The organism is Propioniciclava sp. (assembly GCF_036744435.1).
Taxonomy (GTDB): Bacteria; Actinomycetota; Actinomycetes; order Propionibacteriales; family Propionibacteriaceae; genus Propioniciclava.
Window position 1 is genome coordinate 3373 of sequence record NZ_DAIOIA010000038.1, and the last position, 21568, is coordinate 24940.

21 protein-coding genes and 1 pseudogene are annotated in these 21568 nt (G+C 68.7%); 10 read left to right on the top strand and 12 right to left on the bottom strand.

Translation table 11 applies throughout. The features are described from left to right. Positions 1 to 323: 323 nt before the first annotated feature. The 4 genes from V7E09_RS15690 to V7E09_RS06830 all read right to left on the bottom strand — a co-directional run bounded on the left by V7E09_RS15690 (position 324) and on the right by V7E09_RS06830 (position 3708). Positions 324 to 584: a DUF7710 domain-containing protein gene (locus V7E09_RS15690; RefSeq protein WP_442956851.1), complete on the bottom strand. Its 261-nt coding sequence runs from the start codon at positions 582 to 584 to the stop codon at positions 324 to 326. Between the two features lie 130 nt (positions 585 to 714). Further along, entirely contained in the window at positions 715 to 1242 is a 528-nt protein-coding gene (locus V7E09_RS06820; protein ID WP_324512057.1) for a hypothetical protein, read from the bottom strand. 213 nt (positions 1243 to 1455) lie between these two features. Then, the gene (locus tag V7E09_RS06825) at positions 1456 to 3225 is read right to left on the bottom strand and encodes a hypothetical protein (RefSeq protein ID WP_324512056.1); all 1770 of its coding nucleotides are present in this window, start codon (positions 3223 to 3225) and stop codon (positions 1456 to 1458) included. 132 nt (positions 3226 to 3357) lie between these two features. Next, a complete protein-coding gene (locus V7E09_RS06830; RefSeq protein ID WP_324512055.1) occupies positions 3358 to 3708 on the bottom strand; it encodes a hypothetical protein in 351 nt (116 codons plus the stop codon). Positions 3709 to 3805: 97 nt separating this feature from the next. Between V7E09_RS06830 and V7E09_RS06835 the strand changes: the two genes are divergently transcribed. From V7E09_RS06835 to V7E09_RS06865, 7 genes are all read left to right on the top strand, one after another. Beyond that, complete coding sequence (locus V7E09_RS06835; protein ID WP_324512054.1) at positions 3806 to 4189, top strand: ACT domain-containing protein; 384 nt, start codon at positions 3806 to 3808, stop codon at positions 4187 to 4189. After that, positions 4186 to 4977, top strand: a complete 792-nt coding sequence (locus V7E09_RS06840) for a deoxyribonuclease IV (RefSeq protein ID WP_324512053.1) — start codon at positions 4186 to 4188, stop codon at positions 4975 to 4977. The genes V7E09_RS06835 and V7E09_RS06840 overlap by 4 nt, the downstream gene beginning before the upstream one ends. Positions 4978 to 5029: 52 nt before the next feature. Continuing rightward, positions 5030 to 6043 carry a type IV toxin-antitoxin system AbiEi family antitoxin gene (locus tag V7E09_RS06845; protein ID WP_324512052.1) on the top strand — a complete coding sequence of 338 codons (1014 nt, stop codon included), beginning with the start codon at positions 5030 to 5032 and terminating at the stop codon, positions 6041 to 6043. A gap of 67 nt (positions 6044 to 6110) precedes the next feature. Continuing rightward, a complete protein-coding gene (locus V7E09_RS06850) occupies positions 6111 to 6833 on the top strand; it encodes a nucleotidyl transferase AbiEii/AbiGii toxin family protein (protein WP_324512051.1) in 723 nt (240 codons plus the stop codon). 106 nt (positions 6834 to 6939) lie between these two features. Beyond that, on the top strand, positions 6940 to 9003 hold the full coding sequence (pta, locus tag V7E09_RS06855) for a phosphate acetyltransferase (protein ID WP_324512050.1): 2064 nt from the start codon (positions 6940 to 6942) through the stop codon (positions 9001 to 9003). 121 nt (positions 9004 to 9124) lie between these two features. Then, positions 9125 to 10309 carry an acetate/propionate family kinase gene (locus V7E09_RS06860; protein ID WP_324512049.1) on the top strand — a complete coding sequence of 395 codons (1185 nt, stop codon included), beginning with the start codon at positions 9125 to 9127 and terminating at the stop codon, positions 10307 to 10309. A gap of 521 nt (positions 10310 to 10830) precedes the next feature. After that, positions 10831 to 11616 carry an SDR family NAD(P)-dependent oxidoreductase gene (locus tag V7E09_RS06865; protein WP_324523187.1) on the top strand — a complete coding sequence of 262 codons (786 nt, stop codon included), beginning with the start codon at positions 10831 to 10833 and terminating at the stop codon, positions 11614 to 11616. A gap of 421 nt (positions 11617 to 12037) precedes the next feature. Here V7E09_RS06865 and V7E09_RS06870 read toward each other — a convergent pair whose 3' ends face one another. From V7E09_RS06870 to V7E09_RS06880, 3 genes are read right to left on the bottom strand one after another with little or no spacing between them, the layout of a single operon-like run. Then, positions 12038 to 12316 (bottom strand): PIN domain-containing protein, encoded by a 279-nt coding sequence (locus V7E09_RS06870; protein WP_324523188.1) that lies wholly within the window; start codon positions 12314 to 12316, stop codon positions 12038 to 12040. Next, a complete protein-coding gene (locus tag V7E09_RS06875; RefSeq protein WP_324523189.1) occupies positions 12310 to 12477 on the bottom strand; it encodes a hypothetical protein in 168 nt (55 codons plus the stop codon). Before V7E09_RS06875 ends, V7E09_RS06870 begins: the two co-directional genes overlap by 7 nt. Further along, positions 12477 to 12731, bottom strand: a complete 255-nt coding sequence (locus tag V7E09_RS06880) for a hypothetical protein (RefSeq protein ID WP_324512046.1) — start codon at positions 12729 to 12731, stop codon at positions 12477 to 12479. Before V7E09_RS06880 ends, V7E09_RS06875 begins: the two co-directional genes overlap by 1 nt. 311 nt (positions 12732 to 13042) lie before the next feature. Here V7E09_RS06880 and V7E09_RS06885 point away from each other — a divergent pair, with 311 nt between their 5' ends. Together V7E09_RS06885 and V7E09_RS06890 are read left to right on the top strand one after the other, a co-directional pair. Next, the gene (locus V7E09_RS06885; RefSeq protein ID WP_324511704.1) at positions 13043 to 13399 is read left to right on the top strand and encodes a hypothetical protein; all 357 of its coding nucleotides are present in this window, start codon (positions 13043 to 13045) and stop codon (positions 13397 to 13399) included. After that, entirely contained in the window at positions 13396 to 14181 is a 786-nt protein-coding gene (locus V7E09_RS06890; RefSeq protein WP_324511703.1) for a lysophospholipid acyltransferase family protein, read from the top strand. The genes V7E09_RS06885 and V7E09_RS06890 overlap by 4 nt, the downstream gene beginning before the upstream one ends. Positions 14182 to 14190: 9 nt before the next feature. On the opposite strand, the gene V7E09_RS06895 is transcribed toward V7E09_RS06890, so the two are convergent. Genes V7E09_RS06895 through V7E09_RS06910 form a run of 4 tightly spaced genes read right to left on the bottom strand, consistent with a single transcriptional unit; the run spans position 14191 to position 20522 of the window. Continuing rightward, the gene (locus tag V7E09_RS06895) at positions 14191 to 14331 is read right to left on the bottom strand and encodes a hypothetical protein (protein ID WP_324511702.1); all 141 of its coding nucleotides are present in this window, start codon (positions 14329 to 14331) and stop codon (positions 14191 to 14193) included. 26 nt (positions 14332 to 14357) lie between these two features. Continuing rightward, positions 14358 to 15239: a 3-hydroxyacyl-CoA dehydrogenase NAD-binding domain-containing protein gene (locus tag V7E09_RS06900; protein WP_324523190.1), complete on the bottom strand. Its 882-nt coding sequence runs from the start codon at positions 15237 to 15239 to the stop codon at positions 14358 to 14360. Between the two features lie 49 nt (positions 15240 to 15288). Next, positions 15289 to 17877, bottom strand: a complete 2589-nt coding sequence (locus V7E09_RS06905) for a YhgE/Pip family protein (RefSeq protein ID WP_324511700.1) — start codon at positions 17875 to 17877, stop codon at positions 15289 to 15291. Continuing rightward, the gene (locus V7E09_RS06910) at positions 17874 to 20522 is read right to left on the bottom strand and encodes an MMPL family transporter (RefSeq protein WP_324523191.1); all 2649 of its coding nucleotides are present in this window, start codon (positions 20520 to 20522) and stop codon (positions 17874 to 17876) included. The genes V7E09_RS06905 and V7E09_RS06910 overlap by 4 nt, the downstream gene beginning before the upstream one ends. 126 nt (positions 20523 to 20648) lie before the next feature. Here V7E09_RS06910 and V7E09_RS06915 point away from each other — a divergent pair, with 126 nt between their 5' ends. Beyond that, positions 20649 to 21314: a TetR/AcrR family transcriptional regulator gene (locus V7E09_RS06915; RefSeq protein ID WP_324511698.1), complete on the top strand. Its 666-nt coding sequence runs from the start codon at positions 20649 to 20651 to the stop codon at positions 21312 to 21314. Here V7E09_RS06915 and V7E09_RS06920 read toward each other — a convergent pair. Next, positions 21295 to 21568, bottom strand: a pseudogene (locus V7E09_RS06920) (hypothetical protein); the annotation flags it as partial. The gene V7E09_RS06915 and the pseudogene V7E09_RS06920 sit on opposite strands and share 20 nt — an antisense overlap.

The window sequence follows — 21568 nt, forward strand, 5'->3', positions numbered from 1 at the left end:
ATCAGTCCCCGCTGCTTGACAGGAGACATAGGGACACCCCCCCCGCGTTCATCACCCACCGAACATGGGTGTGGGAACTCGCGTATCCCAACCACTCCGAAAGACCGAGTGAGCGGGAATCGAGAAGTAGCCGCACCGCGTCTCTCGTCGTAAGCCCAGGAATCTCCACATTCCAGTCCCAAGGCACGAAATCGGCGTAATCACTCATCCCAATCAATCCCCACTCTCCCGCCTCCTCATCACACCGAACGATCCATGGACTCCTCGGGTGTCACGCCAGCACGCATCTATCGTCGATCTCGGACGCCGCAGTACAAACTCCATCACCAGGGATCACCATTTTCATAGTGAAAGTGATCCCACCGCTCACTGACGTAGCCGGAGACCAGGCTCACATCAGGCTCTCGTCCAGATAAGGGAGTCTTATAGAACCCATTATCGACCGCCCACTGGTACGAAAGCCCTCCAACCCAGTAATGGGTGAGCGTGCCACTTAAGCCCCAGGCCTTTATGGCCGCTTCCGCCTCGTCTCTAGTGTAGAAAATACCGTTAGGGAACTGCTTCCAGCGGGGGAGAACACCCACACCCAGAGTTCACCACGCGTTTCCGCCGTCATTACTTCGATTCCCTTCGCTAGAGATTCACACTTGCGCGAGTCACCCATGAGCCCTGCTTGTGACCCGGGCAGGTGCACAGCCCCTCACCACTCCGGGGTCAGCCGTGCGCCCCTGAACGGCGTCGGAATCGTGAGCGCAACCGGCCGTACGCGCTTTCCAGAGCGATCAACTCGCGGGGAGTGAGACAGAGACCAGACATCCGTTCGTGGGCGACGCTTTCGAAGAGAACCGAACCATCCTCACGTAGGAAGGCCACGTCTTCGGGCCAGTCGGGGTCCAGCCATCCGTAGGGCGTGGGGGCCTCCTTCACCAGCCAGGCAGTCAATTCCTCCACCAGGTTGACCGAAACGATCCGCGCCCTTCCGTCGAAGATCTCCGTCCCCGGCCACCGCCGCCCGTACCGCCAGACGCCGTCCCCCAGGAGAGACATGCGCTCCGCGCGAGAGAACGCGTCCGGCGAGTCGTCCCGTTCATCCCGCAGGACAAACATCACCGAGGAAGCAAATAGCCGGCCAAAGGCCACCACATCAACCCAGTCGACACGTCGCCACTTTCTGGGCCCGTCCAGAGTGACCACAGCCACCTCGCTCGCGTCACCGTCAGCAACGTGCCGGGCAGCAGCCATGCCACGCCTCCCTCCGGTGGGCAGAACGGGTGCCTCTGCGAACCCGTGCGATCACGCTAGTGGTGACACCCCACGGCTGCACAGGAATCACGAAGCCCGCACCGCGGCTCGACATCATCGAACGACGCCTCGCACCGGAGACAGGCTCAGCACCACGATGGCGCATGCCGCCCTCCTCATCGTGCTGAGGGGACCCTGCACCGGCTGGGGGGCTCAGATGTCGTAGTCGTCGTGCAGGGCGATGCGAGCCAGTTCGATGCGCTGGTTGGGCAGCGCCCAGTAGTGGATACGCCGCGCGGAGGCGGTCTTCACCTGCAGGCTGGCGCGCCAGGCGACCGCCCCATCTGCTCGCGTCCGGATGGGGTCGTCGCCACCCATGCCCGAGCGCAACCGGTGCACTTCGCGTCCGTTCAGTTGGGGCGCGAGGCCGGTGACGATCTCAAAGACGGCGTCGGCGACCTTCGTCTCGGTGACGCCGCTCACCTCGTCGAGCGACGCCAGGAAGCCCGGGCCGAGGTCGTAGTCGGGGAGGGGACGCTCGGCCTGCTCACCCACGACGGTCCGGGTGGCCCACTGGGTGGTGACCAGGTAGCGGAAGCCCTGCTCTCGGTCCGCGAACCGTGGTCCCTCGTCGGGGCTTGTCGTGGCCCGCGCGTTGCCCGCCTTGCGGAGGCGGACCTTCGCGGCCTTGAGGTCGTGCTCGGCCCGGTTCGCGCGCCGCTCCGCCTGGTCGAGGAGCCAGCGCAGCTGTTCGTGCTCCATCTGCTTGGCCGCGGCGCTCTCGTCGCGTGCGTCGATCCCCGACCTGAGTGTGCGGTTCTCCGCCGTGAGCGCGTCGATGCGGAGCAACGCCTGACTCAAGGCACCGCTGTCCGGTTTCGCCGCCGCGGGTCGCGGACGTCCGGGCGGACCCGGCTTGGGGGTCGGACGAGGCTGTGTCAGTGGTGCGGGCGCCACTGACGGTTCGGCGGCGACGGGGGGTGGCGCCTGCGGGCGGACCGGGGCGGGGACGGGTTCCGGTTCGGTGTCTTCGTCGGCGTCCTCAACCAGCCACGGCGGCCCTCCGGGGAGCAAGGCGGGCGCCGGCAGCACCTCCTCGTCGTCCTCCACATCGATGAGGGTGAGCGCCCAAGCGGGCCCAGGCGCGACGACGCGAGCCGCGACCACCTCACCGACGGTCAGGAGTAAGTCGAGGGTGTCCCAGGGATTTCCGGTCACGTCCTCGCGTCGGACGCTGACGACGACCGCCGCCCCGCGGGACGCCGGGAAGAGCATCAGTTCGGCCGCTGCGGGGCGCACCTTTACCACCCGCGCCCACACGACGTTGCCCACGTCATAGACACTCAGGGCCGTCTCGGCACGGCCCAGGCTAGCCCGAACATCGAGGCGCCCAGCGGACGGATCGTGCCGCCCGGTGACCTTCTGGCCCACCTGAACGAGGCGTTCGATCGGCACACCGTCGACCGTCAACTCTTCCGCGATCGAAGCGAGGACGCCGGGCGCGACCTCCACCAGGGCCCGACCTGAGACCACCATCGTGACGACGCCGTCGACCGTTCGTTGCGGCGTCGTCGGATCGACCCGCACGAGCCCCGCCGCGGTGGCCATGCGGAACATGTCCGAGACGAGAAACTGCGTGGCCATCTCCCGATCCCGGGCGTCCCAGGCGAATCGGAGCGGGGAGCGCGTCAGGTCGCGAAGCCACTCGTGTCCGATGGGGTAGACGCGCCCGGCACCCCCATAAACCTCGGTGCCCTCGGGCATCCGCTGGGCCATCGCCCAGGAGACCGCGCCCGTCGGCATCAGGTAGACCTCCGCCAGGTCACCGGCCTGGTCGGCGATCTCCTGCACGTCGATCCAGGGCTCGGACTTCCCGGCGGGGATGGTGACCACGACCATGGGACGCTTCCGCGCGTCTCCGTTGAGGACGTCCGCGAGCGCCTGCGCCTCGTGCGCCGTCCGTACCTGTGTGACCGTCCCCACGACCGCACCCCCGCCCGCTAGGTCGTGTCGTCATCGTACGGCGCGGCGACGTCGGATCACCGACGCGACGCTCACCTCACCCGGCGTGGCCGCGTCCTGTCCGGACACGGCCATACCGGGATGAGGAACCGCTCAGGCCCAGATGTATTCCTCGGAGATCTTGCCGTCCTTCCACCGGGCCACCGTGACCATGCGGGAACCGTCATCGAACTCACCGACGACGCACGTCCACTCGCCCGAACCGAACTTGATGGGGTGCGACGCGATGTGCGGCGGGGTTCCGCCTGCGGTGGCGACGTAGTCCTTCATGGCCTGGATGTGTGCGTCCAGCCCCGTCGTCGCGGGCATGCCGTGGAAGTCGACGTAGACGTCCTCGGTGTGGTGGTCGGAGAACTCGCCGTTCCAGTCGGCGTTGTTCCAACCCTGGAAATCGAGCGTGTCCATGCCGTCGAGATTGCTGCGAACCTCGTCCTTGCCAGCCATTTTCCTTCTCCTTTCTGGGGTGTGCGGCGAGTGTAGGTAGCCCTTCAACAGGGCTGGCAGCGGGGGCGTTGTCGGCGCGCAGCCCTAGACTGACGCCATGGCGGGAATGACCGATCTGCATGAGATCCTCGGCGCGCTGCGCCCCTATGTGCGGCAGGGCGCGTACGTCGTCGTCACCGCCCTGACGCCGCCCGACGTGGCCTATCACGCGCGCATCGTCGAGGACGAGGGCACCACGCTGGTGCTGGATCAGGCGGTCGCCGACGAACACCACCTCCCCTATGAGGGCGTGTTCGGCTGGATCACCTTGGAGGCGCACACCTCGCTGCAGGCGGTCGGCATCACGGCCGCGGTCAGCAACGCTCTGGCCCGGGTGGGGCTGTCGTGCAACGTGCTCGCCGGGTACTACCACGATCATCTGCTCGTCCCGCTCGACTCCGTCGAGGAAGCCCTGGGCGTCCTCGGGGGGCTCGGCGAGTGAGCGCCCTGGAGATCGGCGGCCACGTCGACGACCCGATCGAAGCCGCCCACCGCGACGGGTTCCCCATCGCTCAGACGTTCATCGGCGATCCCCAAGCCTGGAAGGGCCACACCGTCGCCCATCCCGGCGGCGCCGCCGGGCTGAAGGCGGACGCCGAGGCCGCTGGGGTGGGCCTGTTCATCCACGCCCCCTACGTCATCAACGTCGCGACGACGAACAACCGGATTCGCATCCCCAGCCGTCAGATCCTCGCGCGTCAGGTGAAGCTGGCCACTGAGGTCGGCGCGCGCGGCGTCATCGTCCACGGTGGACACGTCACCGCCGGAGACGATCCCCAGGTGGGCTTCGACAACTGGCGCAAGGCGATCGAGGGGCTCGACTTGACCGTCCCGATCTTCATCGAGAACACCGCGGGCGGCACCAACTCCATGGCCCGCCGCCTGGAGCGGATCGCCCAACTGTGGGAGACGATCTCCGACGCGAAGGGCTTCGAGAACGTCGGTTTTTGCCTCGACACCTGCCACGCGCACGCGGGCGGCCTCGACCCGTCCGGCCTCGTGGACGCCATCACGGGCATCACCGGACGCATCGATCTGGTGCACCTCAACGACTCCCGGGACGCCGCCGGCTCCGGTGCCGACCGTCACGCCGTCCTCGGACAGGGCCAGTGCGAGGCCGACTACCTGGTCGAGGTGGTGCGTCAGGCAGACGCCCCGGTGATCCTGGAGACTCCAACCACCGAGGTCACCCACGCCGACCAGATCGCCTGGCTGCGCGCGCACCTCTGAGGCGAACCGCACACGTGTTCAAGTTTTCTCGGTGTTCACGTAACATGAACACATGGCATTCGTGAACACGGTGGGCGATGAGGAGCTTCTGGAACGCGCCCAGAAGGCTCTTCGCCCCCACGGCGTCCACCTCGGTTGGGCACCGGACGCCGACGAGGTGCTCGTGAGCATCGATGACGCGCAGACCCGACTTCCAGCCACCGTCTCGCGGGGACTCCGGCCAGCGGGTGTCACCCTCCTCGCCCGACGCGTACCCGAAGGATCACTCATCGTGACCGATCGCGTCACCTCAGGAGTACGAGAAGAACTGCGCAAGCATGGCCTGTGGCATGTCGACGCCGCAGGCAACATGTCCGTGCGCTCGAGGGGCGTCGTGATCGACATTCAAGGCCGGGTCGACAACTCTTCCCCGCGGCAACCCACGTCCACCTTCTCTCGCGCGTCCTGGCCCGTCGTTCTTGCGGTGCTCACGGCCCCTTCGCTCGTGACGGCTCCCCTCCGAACGGTTCAGGAGGTTGCTGGGGTGTCCTTGGGAACCACGCAGAAGGTGATCTCGCGACTACGCAGCCGGGGGCTCGACTCCCCACCGGCACCAGTCAGCTTTCACGATCCTGAAATGCCACCCCCCTGGCGTGCCCTCTTCGACGCCTGGGTGACGAACTACCTTGAGGCGCAACGTCCAGGAACGAGGAAGGGCGTCTACCGCAGCGACCTCGATATGCGGGCTCTTCGCTCGACCATGGAGCGCCTCCCTGCGACCGTCTCCGGTGAGCCTGCCGCACACCTGGCGGGCCTCGACATCAAAGCCGCCGTCTTCGACATCTACGTCGACGACGTGGGAAGCACTGTGCGAGCGCTACGTCTGCGTCCCGATCCCGACGGAGCGATCCGGCTTCGCCCCCCGCTGTGGTCAGCGTCGCTGGAGACGCCCCTTCCCCACCGCGAGCCCCGCTTGGCACCACCTGCCGTCGTCTACGCCGACCTCCTTGCGATCGGGGACCCCCGCACCGACACCCTCGCCCAGACTTGGCTTCAGCATGAACCGACACTTCGACATTCCCGCTGACCGTCACGACCTCCCAGTCTCGGTCCTTCGGCGCTTGTGGGAGCGTGCTGCAGAGCTCAATCTCCCGGTGTTGCTCGTCGGAGCAGCAGCACGCGACCTTGTCGCCAGTGCCGTCATCGGCAAGCCGCCGACTCGCGCCACTCATGACGTCGATATCGCTGTCGCAGTGCCCGCAGGCGATGCCTTCACGGCATTCACCAGCACCTTCACGAGGACCCAGTCCGTGCACAAGGTGAAAGTTGAGGGCGTTGACGTCGACATCGTTCCGTTCGGGGCCATCGAGACGCGCGGTGAGGTCCACCTGGACGAGGGGCATGCGCTCAACGTCGTGGGCATGGCCGAATCCATGGCCCAGGCGGATCGCATCACGCTCGCCCCCGGTTTGACCATCCGCTGCGCCAGCCTCGAATCCCTGTCGGGCCTCAAGATCATCGCGTGGCGCGATCGGCGCAGAATCAGCACAAAGGATGCGGTCGACCTCCGCACCCTCCTCGACGCAGCATCCGAACCCCCGTACAGCGATGAGACGTGGGACGACGTCGCCGCGCTCGAGGCCTGCGACTACATGATTGATCACGCGGGCGCCTACCGCCTTGGCCGTGACTGCGCACGGTCGTTCAGCCCCGACCGAGGCGCGCAGATCCTGCACGTCCTCCACGACGCCACAACCAGGTCGGACCTCATTCGTGACATGCACGCGCTCATGGCAGCCGACTACATCGACGCCTACAGCCGCGGCTACAGCGTCGGACTGGGCGGACCCAGCGACGCACACCTCCCTCTCTCGTAGCGTCCGCGATGAGAAACCCAGCAGAACCCGCCCGATTGGTCAGGCCATTTGGCGACCCGGGCGCAATCGGGGCGCAGGATTGGCGTCCGGCCGCTAGCCTGGCAGCGTGACTCGGAGCATCTATGTACTCGCGCCAGAGGGACTGACAGGGAAGTCAGTGGTCGCTCTCGGCATCGTCGACGCGCTCACGCGCGAAGTGGAGTCGGTCGGTATCTTCCGGCCACTCATCAAGGGCGGTGACAGCCCCGACCAGATCCTGTCCACACTCGTCCACCAGCCGGTCGTGCACGAAGAGTACGACGAGGCGTATGGCGTCACCTACGACGACGTGCGCGCCGACGCCGACGCGGCCCTGTCGACCATCGTGGAGCGCTACAACAGCGTCGCCGAACGCTACGACGCCATGGTCATCCTCGGATCGGACTTCACCGACAACCTCGGCGCCCAGGAACTCCAGTTCAACGCCCGCGTCGCCGCCAACCTGAACGCGCCCGTCGCGCTCGCCGTCTCGGCGCGCAACCGGACCCCCGACGAGGTCACCCAACTGGCGCGCAGCACCGTCGACCTGCTGGGCAAGCACCACGCGTCCACCATCGCCATCATCCCGACGCGGACCCCGGAGGGCGATCAGGGCCCCTACATCCACGCGATCACCACCGCGTTCCCCGACGCCGTGGTCGGCACGCTCCCTGCCAACCGCGTCCTCGCCGCTCCGACGCTGGGCGCCCAGGTGCAGGCGATCGGCGCCCGTCAGATCGCCGGCCGCACCGACGCCCTGACGCAAGAAAGCCAAAGTGTCCTGGTGGCCGCCATGACGCTGCCGAACGTGCTCGGGCGGCTCGAACCCGAATCGACCGTCATCGCCCCCGGCGACCGCACCGAGTTGATCCCCGGCATCATCCTCGCCCAGCGCTCCGGCGCCTTCCCCCCGCTGACCGGCCTCGTGCTGACCGGCGGGTACGACGTGCCGGAGACGATGACGAAGCTCATCGCGAACATCCCCCAGGACCTACCGATCTTCGTCACCGACCTGGGCACCTTCACGGCCGCCGAGAAGCTGTTCGGGCTCGAAGGCACCATGACCAGCTCCGATCGCAAGACCGAGCTCGGCCGCCGACTGTTCTCCGAGAACGTGGACGCCGACGCGCTGCTCGCCGCCATGCGGGTCGACCGCGCCGGGATCCGCACGCCGCTCATGTTCGAGTACCAGCTCAGCGAGATGGCCCGCCAGGACAAGCGCCGCATCGTGCTGCCGGAGTCCGGCGACGACCGCATCCTCGAAGCGGCCGCTGCCGTCCTGCGACGTGGCACCGCCGAGATCATCCTGCTCGGCGACCAGACCGAGGTGAAGAGCCGCGCGCTCGCCCTGGGGCTGTCCCTGGAGGGCGCCGAGATCGTCTCCATGGAGGATCCCGACCTCGTCGAACGCTTCGCCGCCGAGTACGCCACGCTGCGCGCCAAGAAGGGCGTCACGCTGGAGCAGGCCCGCGCCAAGATGACCGACCCCAGCTACTTCGGCACCATGATGGTCCACCTGGGCCTGGCTGACGGCATGGTGTCCGGTGCGGTCAACACGACGGCGAACACGATCATCCCGAGCCTGGAGTTCGTGAAGACCAAGCCGGGCGTCTCCGTCGTCAGCGGCTCGTTCCTCATGTGCATGGCCGACCGGGTCGACGTGTACGCCGACTGCGCGGTCAACCCTGATCCGAGCGCCGAGCAGCTCGCCGACATCGCGATCAGCTCCGCCGCGACGGCCGTCGCGTTCGGCATCGAACCGCGCGTGGCGATGCTGTCCTACTCCACGGGCACCTCGGGCAAGGGCGCTGACGTCGACAAGGTCCGCGAGGCCACCGAGATCGTCAAGCAGCGCGCCCCCGAGCTGAAGGTGGAGGGCCCGATCCAGTTCGACGCGGCCGTCGACCCGACGGTCGGCTCGAAGAAGATGCCGGGCTCCGAGGTCGCCGGACGCGCGACCGTGTTCATCTTCCCCGACCTCAACACGGGCAACAACACCTACAAGGCGGTACAACGGTCGGCGGGCGCCCTCGCCGTCGGGCCCGTCCTGCAGGGCCTCAACAAGCCGGTCAACGACCTGTCCCGCGGCGCACTGGTAGACGACATCGTCAACACCATCGCGATCACCGCGATCCAAGCTCAGCACAGCTGACCTGGGGGCCGGACGCCAAGGCGTCCGGCCCTTCGCTGTCGCCACCAGCGGCAGCACCCACCATCCAGCCGGGGATTCGCCCGGGAAAGACGGGCGCACACCGCGTCCGAGAAGGAGAACCATGGCCACGCCGATCCTGCTGCTCAACGCTGGTTCGAGCTCCATCAAGTACCAGATGATCGACGCCGACACCGACGAGGTGATGGCGTCCGGTCTGATCGAGCGCATCGGCCAAGACGTCGGCGTCCTGACGCACAAGGTCGACGGCGAAGAGTTTGTCGCCAACGAGGAGTACACCAACCACACGCTCGCCCTGGCGGCGATGGTGCAGATGTTCGCCGACCATGGCCCGTCGCTGGCCGACGTGAAGGCCGTCGGTCACCGGACCGTGCACGGTGGCGACAAGCTCACCGAGACGATGCTGATCGACGACGCGGTGGTCGCCACCTTGGAGGCCCTCTCCCCGCTCGCGCCGCTGCACAACCCGGCGGGCATCGCCGGCATCCGGGGCGCCCAGAAGGCGCTGCCGGACGTGCCGCACGTCGCCGTCTTCGACACCGCGTTCTTCTCCACGCTGCCCGCCGCGTCCTACACGTACGCGATCCCCACCGAGGTCGCGGCCGAGTACTCGATCCGCCGCTACGGCTTCCACGGCACCAGCCACAACTTCGTGTCCCACCAGGCCGCCGAGTTCCTGGGCAAGCCTTATGACCAGACCAGCCAGATCGTGTGCCACCTGGGCAACGGCGCGTCGATCTCGGCGATCAAGGACGGCGTCGCCGTCGACACCTCCATGGGCCTCACCCCGCTGGAAGGCCTCGTCATGGGCACCCGCTCCGGCGATCTTGACCCGGGCATGATCGCCTACCTGCACCGCGAGGCGGGCATGAGCACCGACGCCATCGACACCCTGCTCAACAAGGCGTCCGGCATGCTCGGGCTGGCGGGCGCGTCCGACATGCGCGACGTCGAATCCGCCAAGGACGAGGGCGACGAGCGCGCCCAGCTCGCCTGGGACGTCTACATCCGCCGCATCGTCGGCTACATCGGCCGCTACTACGTGTTGCTCGGCGGCATCGATGCGCTGTCCTTCACCGCTGGCGTCGGGGAGAACTCCGCCGCCGTCCGCCGTGACGTCGTCGAGGGCCTCGCCGTGCTCGGCATCACGCTGGACACCGTCAGCAACACCGTCCGCTCTAGGGAGCCCCGCGCCATTTCGACGAAGGACTCCTCCGTCGCCGTCCTGGTGATCCCCACCAACGAGGAACTCCAGATGGCCCACGAGGTCAAGGCCGTCATCGGCTGACCCCGTCGCACACGCCGAGGACTCGGCTTCCCGGCGCCGAGGACTGAGCCTGGGACGCGGAGGACTGAGGCGGCCGGCGCCCAGGACTGAGCCTGTGAGCGTCGCCGACGTCGATTCGGTGATGAGCCGTGATTCGGGCCCGTGGATCACTCCACGGGCCCGAATCACGGCTCTCCGCGTTCTTGCGGAATGGCGAGGTTTGCCAGCCCACGCCCCGAACACATGGCGACCCTGAGCCCCGCGCAACCAGACCACGCGAACGCCCCGTCGGCAACTCCACGCACTGTCGTCCGATGGGGCTGCGCACTCGGATATGGCTCGGGTCCGGTCCTAGAAGGATGCCCGTCACCGATGCGGGTTCTGGCCTACGCCGCCATTGGGCCTGCCCCAGTCATCAACGCTCGCATCCTCAGTCCTCGGCGGGTACAGGCTCAGTCCTCGACGCCCCAACCCCAGTCCTCGGCGGGTGGACGCACGGCATACGGTGAGGGGATGAAGCAGCAGACGACCGAGGGAGGGGCATGCAGCGGAACACGACAGCACTGGTGACCGGGGCGACCGCGGGGATCGGGGCCGAGTTCGCGCGGCAGCTGGCCGTACGGGGGCATGACCTGGTGCTCGTAGCGCGCGATGCCGCCCGGCTGGACGCCCTGGCCGCCGACCTGGCGGCTCGCTATCGGGTGCGGTGCGAGGTCCTCGCCGCCGATCTGAGTGTTCGCGGCGACGTCGACCGGGTCGCTGAGCGTCTTGACTCGACCACCGAGCCGATCCACATCCTCATCAACAATGCGGGCTTCGGATTCACGACCACACTGACGGATGCGGACACCGGCGAACTCGAACGCGCCGTCGACGTGATGGCCCTCGCCCCCATGATCCTGGGCGGGGCAGCCGCACGAGCCATGGTGCCCCGAGGAAGCGGACAGATCGTCACCGTCGCCTCCCTGTCGGCCTGGGTGACCCAGGGGGCCTACTCGGCGGTGAAGTCCTTCGCGAAAGTCTGGTCCGAGGGGCTGGCGGGCGAACTCGCCGGGACGGGCGTGACCGCCACCGCATTATGTCCCGGCTGGGTCACCACCGAGTTCCACGACCGGGCCGGACTCACCGGGCAGGCCACGTCGATCCCCCGCTGGGCCTGGGTGAGCCCGCAACGCTGCGTCCGCGAAGCCCTCCGCGACGCCGACAAAGGCCGCATCCTCTCCTTGCCGACGCTGCCCTGGAAGCTCGCCGCGTTCGCCCTCCAGCACGCCCCCCGCAGCATCGTCCACGCGCTCAGCCGACGGCTGACCGCCGCGAAGGCCACGTGACCCACTTGCCGCACCCGTGACGGCTCGACCGGCCACGCACGACACGGCTCCGCCCTGTGATGGGACAGTCGCGCGCGTCGGACGGTAGCGACTGCGATGGCCCCTGTAGCTAGGGCTGCGCGCAGAATCAGGACGGCAGCTCCAGCACCTGCCAAGGCTCCAAGTTGGCTGTCGTATGCCGCTCGGCCATCCCGGCCAGGAGCGCGTCATCGAACCCGATCTCCGCAGCGCCATTCACCGAACTCTGGCTGGATCGGATGCCCGAACTCGCTACGCCTCTTGTGGGAGCTTCGGCTCCTCCTACAGCAGTCTTGGCCTTGCTGACGATAGACGTGACGGCTTTGGCCGCGACGCCGCCGATAAGCATGATGCCGACGATGAGGCAGCCGAGTCTGGTCTTGGGTAGCGACTCGGTGACCGATCAGGTGGGCGGGGTGAGATAGATGTCGATGCGGTCGGTGGTCCAGGTGGGGACGCCGGTGCCGAAGAAGTCGTTGTCCTCGGTCCAGATCGGGCAGTCCAGCAGCATCGCAACGGCCAGGACGGGCCAGTCGTCGGGGTCTCGTTGGATCCGCGCGAGGGCCTCGTCCTTGATGTCGCGGAAGGCCTCCTCGGGGACTGCTGCGACGATGCTGCGCAACTGGTTCAGAAACGCCAACGCGGGGTCGATCTGGGCGACGCGGTCGAACTTGGTCAGCACGGCGGGCAGGTGTTCTTCGGCGTCGTCGAAGGCGATGTCGGGGGGAAGAAGTCCACCGCCTCGGCGTGGCTGACGTGCGTCTCTTTGACCCGGCGACCGAGCGCGGCGCGGATCAAGATGTTGGCGTCGATGACCAGGCGACGACGCTGTCCGTCCGGCACTATCGACGGTCCTTGACGCGGGTCTTGACGTCCTCGACCATCGCGTCGACCTCGTCGTCACTCAGCGCCAGCAGTGCGTCGAGCTTCTCCCCAGCTGCCTTCAGCGCGGCGACGTCAGCGGCCCGGTCGGGCTTGACCGGGATGAAGTAGCCGACCGTATGCCCGTGCCGGGTCACCGCAACGGGTTCCTCGGAGTCGACGAAGTCCGCCAGACCGGCCCGGAACTCTCGGACTCCGACCTTGGATGCGCCCATGACCCCTCCCTCAAATTTGTGTCATCTCTGTGTACACATTCTATCCCATCGTGCACGCGGTGTCTCCAGCCGGGGTCTCCCATCCGTCGACCACAGTCCACAGACCGAACCCGTACCCGGCACCCGCTCTGGCCGGCTGCTGGGTGGACTGGCGCCGCTACTACGAGTGACGCAAGCGCCGGGCGGCGTGCCCGACCCGCCGCGAACAGCGGGACCGTACTGGTCGACCGGTCTATGTCCCACCACGAGGCCTCGGACGGCGCCTACGGGGCGCCCCGGATCAACGCCGCCTGCGAGAGGCTGGCGAGACCGTGTCCCGCAAGACCGTCGCGAAAACCATGCGGCAAGCCGAAACCCAGGGGTTGCCCGACATCGGTGAATTCATCCACGTCGACAGCTCTGTACAGGTCGACAAGGTCGTCTCCGGCTTTGGTGGCTGCTTCGGCTCCTCGTACAGCAGTCTTGAACTGCCTGACGATCGAGGTGACGGCTTTGGCTGCGACGCCACCGATGAGCATGACACCGATGTCGACGCCGACGATGCGGCGGCCGATGTGGTAGCCGAGTTCCTCTTCGTCACCAAAGCACGCTGGGCGCAGCCGCGCCACCGCAGCTGTAGACCCGTGGTGCAGAATGGGAGGGTGCGGAACATGGTGATCGCTCGGTGAGCAAGGACGACCTCGGCAAGTACTCCAACGGGCCAGGCGCCGTCGCGCGCTTCGTCGCGCAGCAGCTTGTCATGAAGCCGTACGTGTGGTCGGCGCTCTCGGTCCACGTCCACGGGATGCGCCGCCTCGACGGCCTGAGCGCACCGTTCATCGCGATCGCGAACCACTCCAGCCACCTCGACACCACCGTCATCTACGGCGCCTTGCCGCGACGGCTCTCCCGGAACCTGGCAGCCGGCGCGGCAGCCGACTACTTCTTCAAGCAAAAGACCAAGTCCGTCGGGACGCGCCTGTTCTTCAACGCCTACCCGGTCGACCGCGGCGGCATGAAGGGCCATGCGGGCCTGTCCGGACGTCTCCTCGACGAGGACGTCCCCCTGCTGATCTTCCCCGAGGGCACCCGGTCGCGCACCGGCGCGATGGCGCCGTTCAAGTCAGGCGTCGCGGCGCTCGGCATCCAGCACAACGTGCCGATCGTCCCCATGGCGCTCGTGGGTGCCTACGCGGCTATGCCGTACGGCCAGTCGCTGCCCCTGCCCGGACGCCCGCCCGTGCACATCGTGTTCGGCGTCCCGCAGCGCGCTCTGCCCGGCGAAACGGTTCCGCACTTCAAGGACCGGCTCTACAACTACGTCGTCGAACTCCACGACTCCACCGCGCGGGCCTACGGCATGCCCACCCAGGAGGACTTCCACCGCTCCGTCGCCCTCAAGGCCGCCGCGAAGCGGGCGCAGGCGGCCATCGAGGCGGCCAAGGTCGAGGACGACACACCCACCGACTGAACTGGACGCTCAGGCCGACTGCGCCCCCGGCACCATACGCAGGGCGACTGCCTGACTGACCGCGAACAGCGCGACGTCGAGGGCCGCGCAATAGATCGCGTCGAGCCTCAGGCTCCACACCCCCGGCCTGCGGCCGTCCATTCGTGTCATGCGGCGAGTCTCCCACGCGGCCCAGGTCAGTCGAGCTGACCCCGGACGCGCAGCATGCCGGTCAGGAGTTCGTCCCGGCGGGTGATCCGGGCCGAGTCCACGGGCGCGCCGTAGGCGGCCGCGGCGGCCTCGTACAGCGGCGCCAGCGCCTCGTTGGACCAATCGAGATCGTTCAGTTCGATCTTCGCGAACGACTCACGCAGCAGGTCCATGAGCCCCTGGACGCCAGCCGCACCGCCTCCCATCGCGGCCGCCTCGACGATCCCCACGCACGCGAACCGCAGGCCGAGACTGTTCTTCATCACCGTGTCCAGGTCGTCGACCGACACCACCCCGTCGAGGACCAGTCCGAACGCCTCGGCCCACAGCGCCTTCTGGAGCCGGTTGCCGACGAAGCCCGGCACCTCGCGGTGCAGGACGGCGGGCTCCATGCCCAGCGACGTGTAGAAGCCGCGTGCCGCCTCCAGTGTGGACGCGGCAGTTCGCGTCCCCGGAACGACCTCGACCAGTGGCATCAGGTGGGGAGGATTGAAAGGGTGCCCGATGGCGACGCGAGCGGCTACCTCATCGGGAGCGTCGGCGCTCATGTCGGAGGGCAGCAGCGCCGAGGACGACGAGAACCACCAGGCTCCGGGACGTCCGTGGCGGGCGAAGTCGGCGATGAGCTCCCGCTTGAAGGCGAGATGCTCGGGTCCGGACTCCTGGACGACGTCGGCCTCGGCGAGGGCGGCGTCGCGCTCGGCGACGACGCGCACCCGCGCCCGTTCGTCGTCGGTGAGGGGCAGTCCGGCGACGACGTCGGCCAGGTCGGGGCGGGGATCGCAGACCAGCACCTGATGGCCGTGGGCGACGAACCGCCGCAGCCACGACAAACCGATGGTGCCCGCTCCCAGTACGCAGATGTTCATGCGTCCGTCTCTAGTCGTCACGCCGTCCCAGTTCAACCCCCCGCGCCCCTCAGGCGGCTGCCTGGGCGAGCGAGGCCATCGGAACCATGCGGGTGCGGGCGACGGAGGCAACCGCCCCCACCACGCCCACGATCGCCCAGCCCACGAGGACGAAGACCGGAATCGTCACGTTGCCGGTGGTCGACACCTCGCGGACGGCGTCCAGCGCCGCCGACACCGGCGACAGTCCCCGGAGCGCCCCGAAGAACGACGGCGCGGTCGCGGTCGCGGCGGTGACCACCGTGACCATCACCATGGCCAGCGAGATCAGCCGCCCGATGTTCCCGGCCAGGCGCGCCAAGGCGAAGTTGATCAAGGCGAACGCTCCCCCCGCCACGAGGAGGACCAGGGTCAGCAGCGCCCCTTCGGAGGCCGTGAACCCGAGCGTCACCGCCCCGAGCAGGGCCAGCAGCAGCGCCTGACCGGTGATGATGGCCAGGCCGGGCATGAACGCTCGGCGCAGCAACTGTCCGGTCCCCGCAGTGGAGAGCGCGGAGCGCCGGTCGGTGCGCCCGACGGCGGCGAACGTGGCGAGCGCCCCCACCCACAAGGCGGTGACCAGCAGCAGGCTGACCCACGCCAGGTGAGGCCGGGCGAGCAGTTCGACGGCGCTGGTGTCGACCGGGGAGGACACCACCTCGGCGAGCCGGTCGCGATCCGAGTCGCTGTAGGTCGGGATCTTGCCTGCGCCGTCGGCGACGCCGTCGGCGAGCTCCTGGGTTCCGTCAGCGAGCCCGACGGCCCCGGTGGACAACTGGTCGAGTCCGTCGGCGAGCTGGCCCGCGCCGGACGCAGCCTGGTCGACCCCCTCGGTGTAGGCGGTCACGCCGCCGCTGAGCTGCCCCAGGCCGCTGGCGAGGGCGGACGCGCCGGTGGCCGCCTGGTCGACGCCCCCGGTGTAGGCGTTCACGCCGGTGCTGAGCTGGTCGAGCCCCGACGCCAACCCGGAGACCCCCTGGGCGATCGCGTCGGTGCCGTCAGCGAGTCCGCGAGCGCCGTCGGCGAGCTGGGTGGCTCCCCCGGCGAGCTCGGCTCCCCCGGCCGACAGCGCCTGGCCGCCCTCCTGGATCTGCGTGCCTGCCGCGAGGAACTGATCGAGCAGCTCCAGCACCTCGGCCTTGGAGGTCGGCGTCCCCGCGGGGATGGACGCCTCCAGTTCGGTGAGCTTCGCCTGGACGCTGGGCGCCCACGAGGCGAGTTGCGTGGACGCCGCCGAGAGCTGGTCGAGCAGGCCGAGGATCGTCTCGCCCGCCTGCCGGGTGCTGGCGGCCTGCGCCGCCAGGTCGGACGCGTCCGAGGCGAAGGCTGCGGTGGACGACTCCAGCGCTGACGTGGACGCGGCCGTCTGCTTCTCTGCCGCGGCGACACCCGCCCGGAAGGCCTCGCAACCACTCTCGCTCAGGTCGGCCGGGCAGGCAACGTCAGCACCGGCGGCAACCCGGGCCGCCTTCGCCGAGGACGCCAGCCCTTGGGCCGTGTCGGCGAGCGCGGCGGCGGAGTCCGCGACGCCGAACGTCTGCTTGACGTAGGCGCGAATCTGATCGATGGTCTGCTGCACCCGCGCGTCGAACGCGGTCGCGTCGGCGGTGAGGGTCGCCACGGACGCCTTGATCTGCGTCACCCAGCCCGCCCATTCGGGAAGCTGCGCGATCGCGTCGCGGATCGGGCGGACCAGCCCGGACACCGTGCCCACGTACTGGCTGACGCCGGTCGTGTACTGGGTGACGCCGTCGGCGTAGGTGCCGACTCCGGTGGCGTAGTTGTCGGCCCCGTGCGCCCACGTGCGGGTGCCGTCGGCGAGCGAGCCTGCACCGGTGGCGAGCTGGTCGGCACCCGACGTGGCGGCCGCGACGCCCGTGCGGAGCTGGCTGCTGCCGGCCGAGGCGAGGCCGAGGCCGTCGGCGAGTTGCTGCGCCCCGGAGGCGGACTGGGCCGCGCCGTCGCGAAGTTGCGGCGAACCGGCCGCCGCCTGGCCCAGGCCGTCGGCGAGCTGGCCTGCGCCGTCGGCGGACTGCCCGGCACCGTCGGCGAGCTGGCGGGCGCCGTCCGCGAGCTTGGCGGTGCCGTCGACCATGCTGAGCATCTGGGCCGCCATGTCGTTGAAGCCGAGGTAGATGTTCTTGAGGTACTCCCCGGTCAGGAACCGGTTGAGCGCGTTCGAGGCCGCGTCGGCGATCGACTGCCCCAGCGCCGTCTCGGAGATGCCGGCCACCGGCGAGGTCTCGACGTGGATGGTCGCCTTGATGGCCTCATCGGCCGGCTTGCTGAACGAGGACGCCGCCGCGGAGAACTCCTTCGGGATGGTCACCACGGCCGCGTACCGGCCCGAGGCCAGTCCTTCGGCGGCCTTGTCGGCGGAGGCCATCACCCAGGTGAAGTTCTGGTCACGGTCAGAATCCACCAGCTCGGCGGCGAGCTGACGCCCCAGCGGCATGGTCTGGCCGTTGACGGTCACCATCTCGTCGTTGTTGACGATGGCGGCCTGGACGCCGCGCAGACCGGCATCGGCACGGGAGGTTCCCCACAGCAGACCGCCGGCGACGAGCAGGGGAACGAGCAGCAGGATCAGGGCGGTCGCCCAGGAGCGGGTGGGCCTCATGCGGCACCTCCAATGAGGACGGAACGGTGGACGCCCAGCGAGGGCGTGTGAACGGAGTCGTCGGCGGCGGACACGCCCGCCACGACGGCGAGATCGGATCGGGCGATGAGGGCGGCCAGAGCGGCGCGACCCTCCGCGTCCAGCCGGTCGGCGTCATCGACGGCGACCAGCGACCCGACGGGATCGGCGAGGGCGCGGGCGGCGTCCGGATCCGTGCCGTCGACGAACGTGGCGTCCCGACGGACCTGTCCGGCCTGCTGGGGCAGCACCAAGCCGAGGACCTTGAGGTCTCCCGAGGTGAGAGCGAGACGTCCGGTGAGGGCCAGCAGCAGGGCTCGCCGGGCTGCGGGGGTGCCATCCACCTCGACGTGCCCGCCGCGAGGGATGTCGAGGTCGACGCCCTCGAACAGGACGGTGTCCCCGTCCGCGGCGCCGAGCCCCTCGCCGTAGACGGCGTGGTCGGCGTCCGGGGAGGGCCAGTCGGCCAGGGCGAGCTGATGGGTGATGGCCTCGCCTTCGGCGTCCAGGACGGGCATGCGTCGGGCTAGCCAGCCGGGCAGCCACCAGGCCATGCCGTGCAGGAGACGCATGACGGCCGGGCCGAGCGTCATCCGCACCAGGAAGGCGTCGATGCCGACGCCGATGGCCAGGCCGAAGGCGATGGGCTTGATGGTGCCGGATCCTTCGGGGATGAAGAAGGCGAACACCGAGATCATGATGACGGCCGCCGCGACGACGACCTTCGCGGAGTGCCGGAAGCCCATCTCGGTGGGGTTGGTGTGGTTCCCGTGGACGTACTCCTCTCGCATCCGTGAGGTGAGGAAGACCTCGTAGTCCATGGCGAGGCCGAACAGGATGCCCATGAGGATGATCGGCAGGAACGAGATGATGGGCTGCGGCTCGTGCAGGTTCACCAGTTGCATGCCGACGCCCTCGTTGAACACCAGCGTGGTCAGGCCAAACGCCGCCCCGACGCTGAGCAGGTAGCCCAGCGCCGCCTTGACCGGCACGAGGATCGAGCGGAACACGACGGCCAGCAGCACCAGCGACAACCCCACCACGAAGATGCCGAACGGCAGCAACGCGGCGGCGAGCTGGGAGGACACGTCGATGGCGATGGCGGTGAAGCCCGTCACCGCCAGGTCGACGCCGTAGGCGTCCTTCCAGTGGGGTTCCAGCGCCCGCAGTTGGTGCACGAGCGCCTCGGTGGCCGGATCGTCGGGGCCGGTGGTGGGGATGACCTGGATCATCGCGGTGTCGACGTTCGGGTTCGGCACGGCCATGGCGACCGTCTGGACGCCCGGCACCGCCTCGATCTCTTCCTTCAGATCGGCGAGCAGGCCGAGCGGGTCGGTCGACTCGACGATGCTGCCGGTGATGACGAGCGGCCCGTTGTAGCCGACGCCGAAGTGCTCGCTGATGGCGTCGAAGGTGATCCGGTCGGTCGCTTCGGGTGGGTTGCGTCCGGAGTTCGGCAGGGCGAGCTGAAGGTTGGTCGCCGGGATCGCCAGGACGCCGAGCAGGACGACGACGGCCGCCACGGTCACGGCGGGCACCTTGGTGATGACGCCGACCCACCAGCGGGACGCGTCGAACCGCTTCTTGTCCGGGTTCTTGACGGGTTTGGGGGTGAGCCGCGCCCCGGCGAAGCCGAGCATCGCGGGCAACAGGGTCAGGGCGAGAGCCACCTCGATGGCGACGGCGACGGCCGCGAAGACGCCCATGGTGGTGAGGAACGGGATCCCCGCGATGCTGAGTCCCACCAGGGCGATCACGACGGTCAGCCCCGCGAACACGACGGCGGACCCCGCGGTGGCGGTGGCGCGGGCGGCGGACTCCTCGGCGTCCATGCCGGTGGCGAGCTGATCACGGTGGCGGGACACGATGAACAGCGAGTAGTCGATGCCGACGGCGAGCGCCAGCATCAGGGCCAGCATGGTGGTGGTCGAGTTGATCGGCATGATGCCCGCCGCGGCGACGATGACGAGCATGGACGCCGCAGCGCCCACCAGCGCGTTGATGATCGGCATGATCGCCGCCCGGAAAGACCCCAGGACGAGGATGAGGACGATGATCGCCACGACGACGCCGATGCCCTCGACGAGGCTGACGTGGGGCATGTCGACGGAGAACACCTCGCCGCCGACGTGAACGGTGCTGCCGGGGATCGACGCCTGCAGGGCGGCCCCGGCGTCGAGGAGTTGCTGGCGCTGGGCGTCGGTGAACTCGGAGACGGAGACGTCCTTGATGTTGACCCGCATCATGCCTGCGACGCCGTCATCGCTGATCAGCCCGGACACGTACTCGTTGTAGGGGGTCTGCACCGAGTCGACCCACCCGATCGCGTCGAGGCGCTCCCCTGCGGCTTCGATCTGGGTGCGCGCGGCCGGGTCGTTGATGCTCTGACCGGCGGGGACGATGACGATCATCGTCGAGGACGCCATGGCGGCCTCGGGGAACGTCATCCGCAGTTGGTCGAGGGCCACCTGGGAGGAGGCACCCGGGATGCGGAACTCGTCGTCGAAACTGCCGCCGACCGTCGCGGCGACCGCGCCCAGCCCGAGCAGGAGTGCCACCCAGACGGCGACGACGCGTCGCCGCGCGTGCCAGGACGCGCGGGCCAGCCGATAAATCCATGTGGACACGCGTTTCCGCCTCTCGATACACCCGTGTATCGAATACGGTACTGTATCGATTTGAGCGACCCAAACGGGCGACCGGACGCCGGACAGGGATCGCGCACCAACCCTCACGCCGCATCAAAGGGAGCCATGACGCACGTCACCGCACGCCGTGCCGCCACTCGGGAGCGACTCATCGACGCCGCCATCGACGTATTCGCCGAGAAGGGCGTCCTGGGGGCTTCGGTCGAGGAGATCTGCGAGGCCGCCGGGTTCACCCGGGGTGCGTTCTACTCCAACTTCGACGACAAGGACGACCTCTGCGTCGCCATGCTGCAACGCCTGCACGACGACGAGGGCTCGGCCCTGCAGGACGCGGTCACCAGCGTGGGGGACGTCGCCGACGACGCCGACCTGGACACGCTGCTGCTGGCCGCCATCGAACTGTTCTACGCGTCCCGCTGGGACGACCCCAAGCGCGTCCTCACCGGCCAGGAACTGCGCCTCCACGCCGCCCGCTCACCGAAGATGGCGCAGGCCTACCGCGACTTCCACGCCCGCACCACCCACGGCGTCGCCACCATGCTCGAGACGGCGCTCAGTGCCCGCGGCTACGAACTCGGGACGAACGGCCCGGTCGCCATGAGCGTCCTGCACGCCGTCTACGACTACGGTGCCCTCGGCGCCCTGATCGGCTCGGACACCATCGAGGGCGACGTCCGCGTCCAGTTGTTGATGGAGGTGCTGCGGGCCCTCATCCACCCGCAGGACGCCGACGCGCGCGCACTGGACCAGGTCAGCCCGCCGCCCGCCTGACCAGCGCACGGAACTGCTGCTCGACCTCCTCGGTCATCTGCAGCACCGCGTAGGACACCGGCCAGACCACCCCGTCATCCAGGGCGGCCGCGTCGTCGAAACTGATCGTCCCGTAGCGGGTGTCGAACTTGCTGGCGGGCTGGTAGAACACGACGACCTTGCCATCGCGGGCATACGCCGGGAAGCCATAGAACGTCTTGGGCGCCAACTGCGGCGCCTCCTCCGCCACGATGACGTGCAGCCGCTCCCCGATG

Excerpts from the sequence above, each read along its gene's own strand:
- V7E09_RS06820 (WP_324512057.1), bottom strand. The coding sequence starts at position 1,242 with ATGGCTGCTGCCCGGCACGTTGCTGACGGTGACGCGAGCGAGGTGGCT.
- V7E09_RS06830 (WP_324512055.1), bottom strand. The coding sequence starts at position 3,708 with ATGGCTGGCAAGGACGAGGTTCGCAGCAATCTCGACGGCATGGACACG.
- V7E09_RS06835 (WP_324512054.1), top strand. The coding sequence starts at position 3,806 with ATGGCGGGAATGACCGATCTGCATGAGATCCTCGGCGCGCTGCGCCCC.
- V7E09_RS06845 (WP_324512052.1), top strand. The coding sequence starts at position 5,030 with ATGGCATTCGTGAACACGGTGGGCGATGAGGAGCTTCTGGAACGCGCC.
- V7E09_RS06860 (WP_324512049.1), top strand. The coding sequence starts at position 9,125 with ATGGCCACGCCGATCCTGCTGCTCAACGCTGGTTCGAGCTCCATCAAG.
- V7E09_RS06865 (WP_324523187.1), top strand. The coding sequence starts at position 10,831 with ATGCAGCGGAACACGACAGCACTGGTGACCGGGGCGACCGCGGGGATC.
- V7E09_RS06880 (WP_324512046.1), bottom strand. The coding sequence starts at position 12,731 with ATGGGCGCATCCAAGGTCGGAGTCCGAGAGTTCCGGGCCGGTCTGGCG.
- V7E09_RS06895 (WP_324511702.1), bottom strand. The coding sequence starts at position 14,331 with ATGACACGAATGGACGGCCGCAGGCCGGGGGTGTGGAGCCTGAGGCTC.
- V7E09_RS06900 (WP_324523190.1), bottom strand. The coding sequence starts at position 15,239 with ATGAACATCTGCGTACTGGGAGCGGGCACCATCGGTTTGTCGTGGCTG.
- V7E09_RS06905 (WP_324511700.1), bottom strand. The coding sequence starts at position 17,877 with ATGAGGCCCACCCGCTCCTGGGCGACCGCCCTGATCCTGCTGCTCGTT.
- V7E09_RS06915 (WP_324511698.1), top strand. The coding sequence starts at position 20,649 with ATGACGCACGTCACCGCACGCCGTGCCGCCACTCGGGAGCGACTCATC.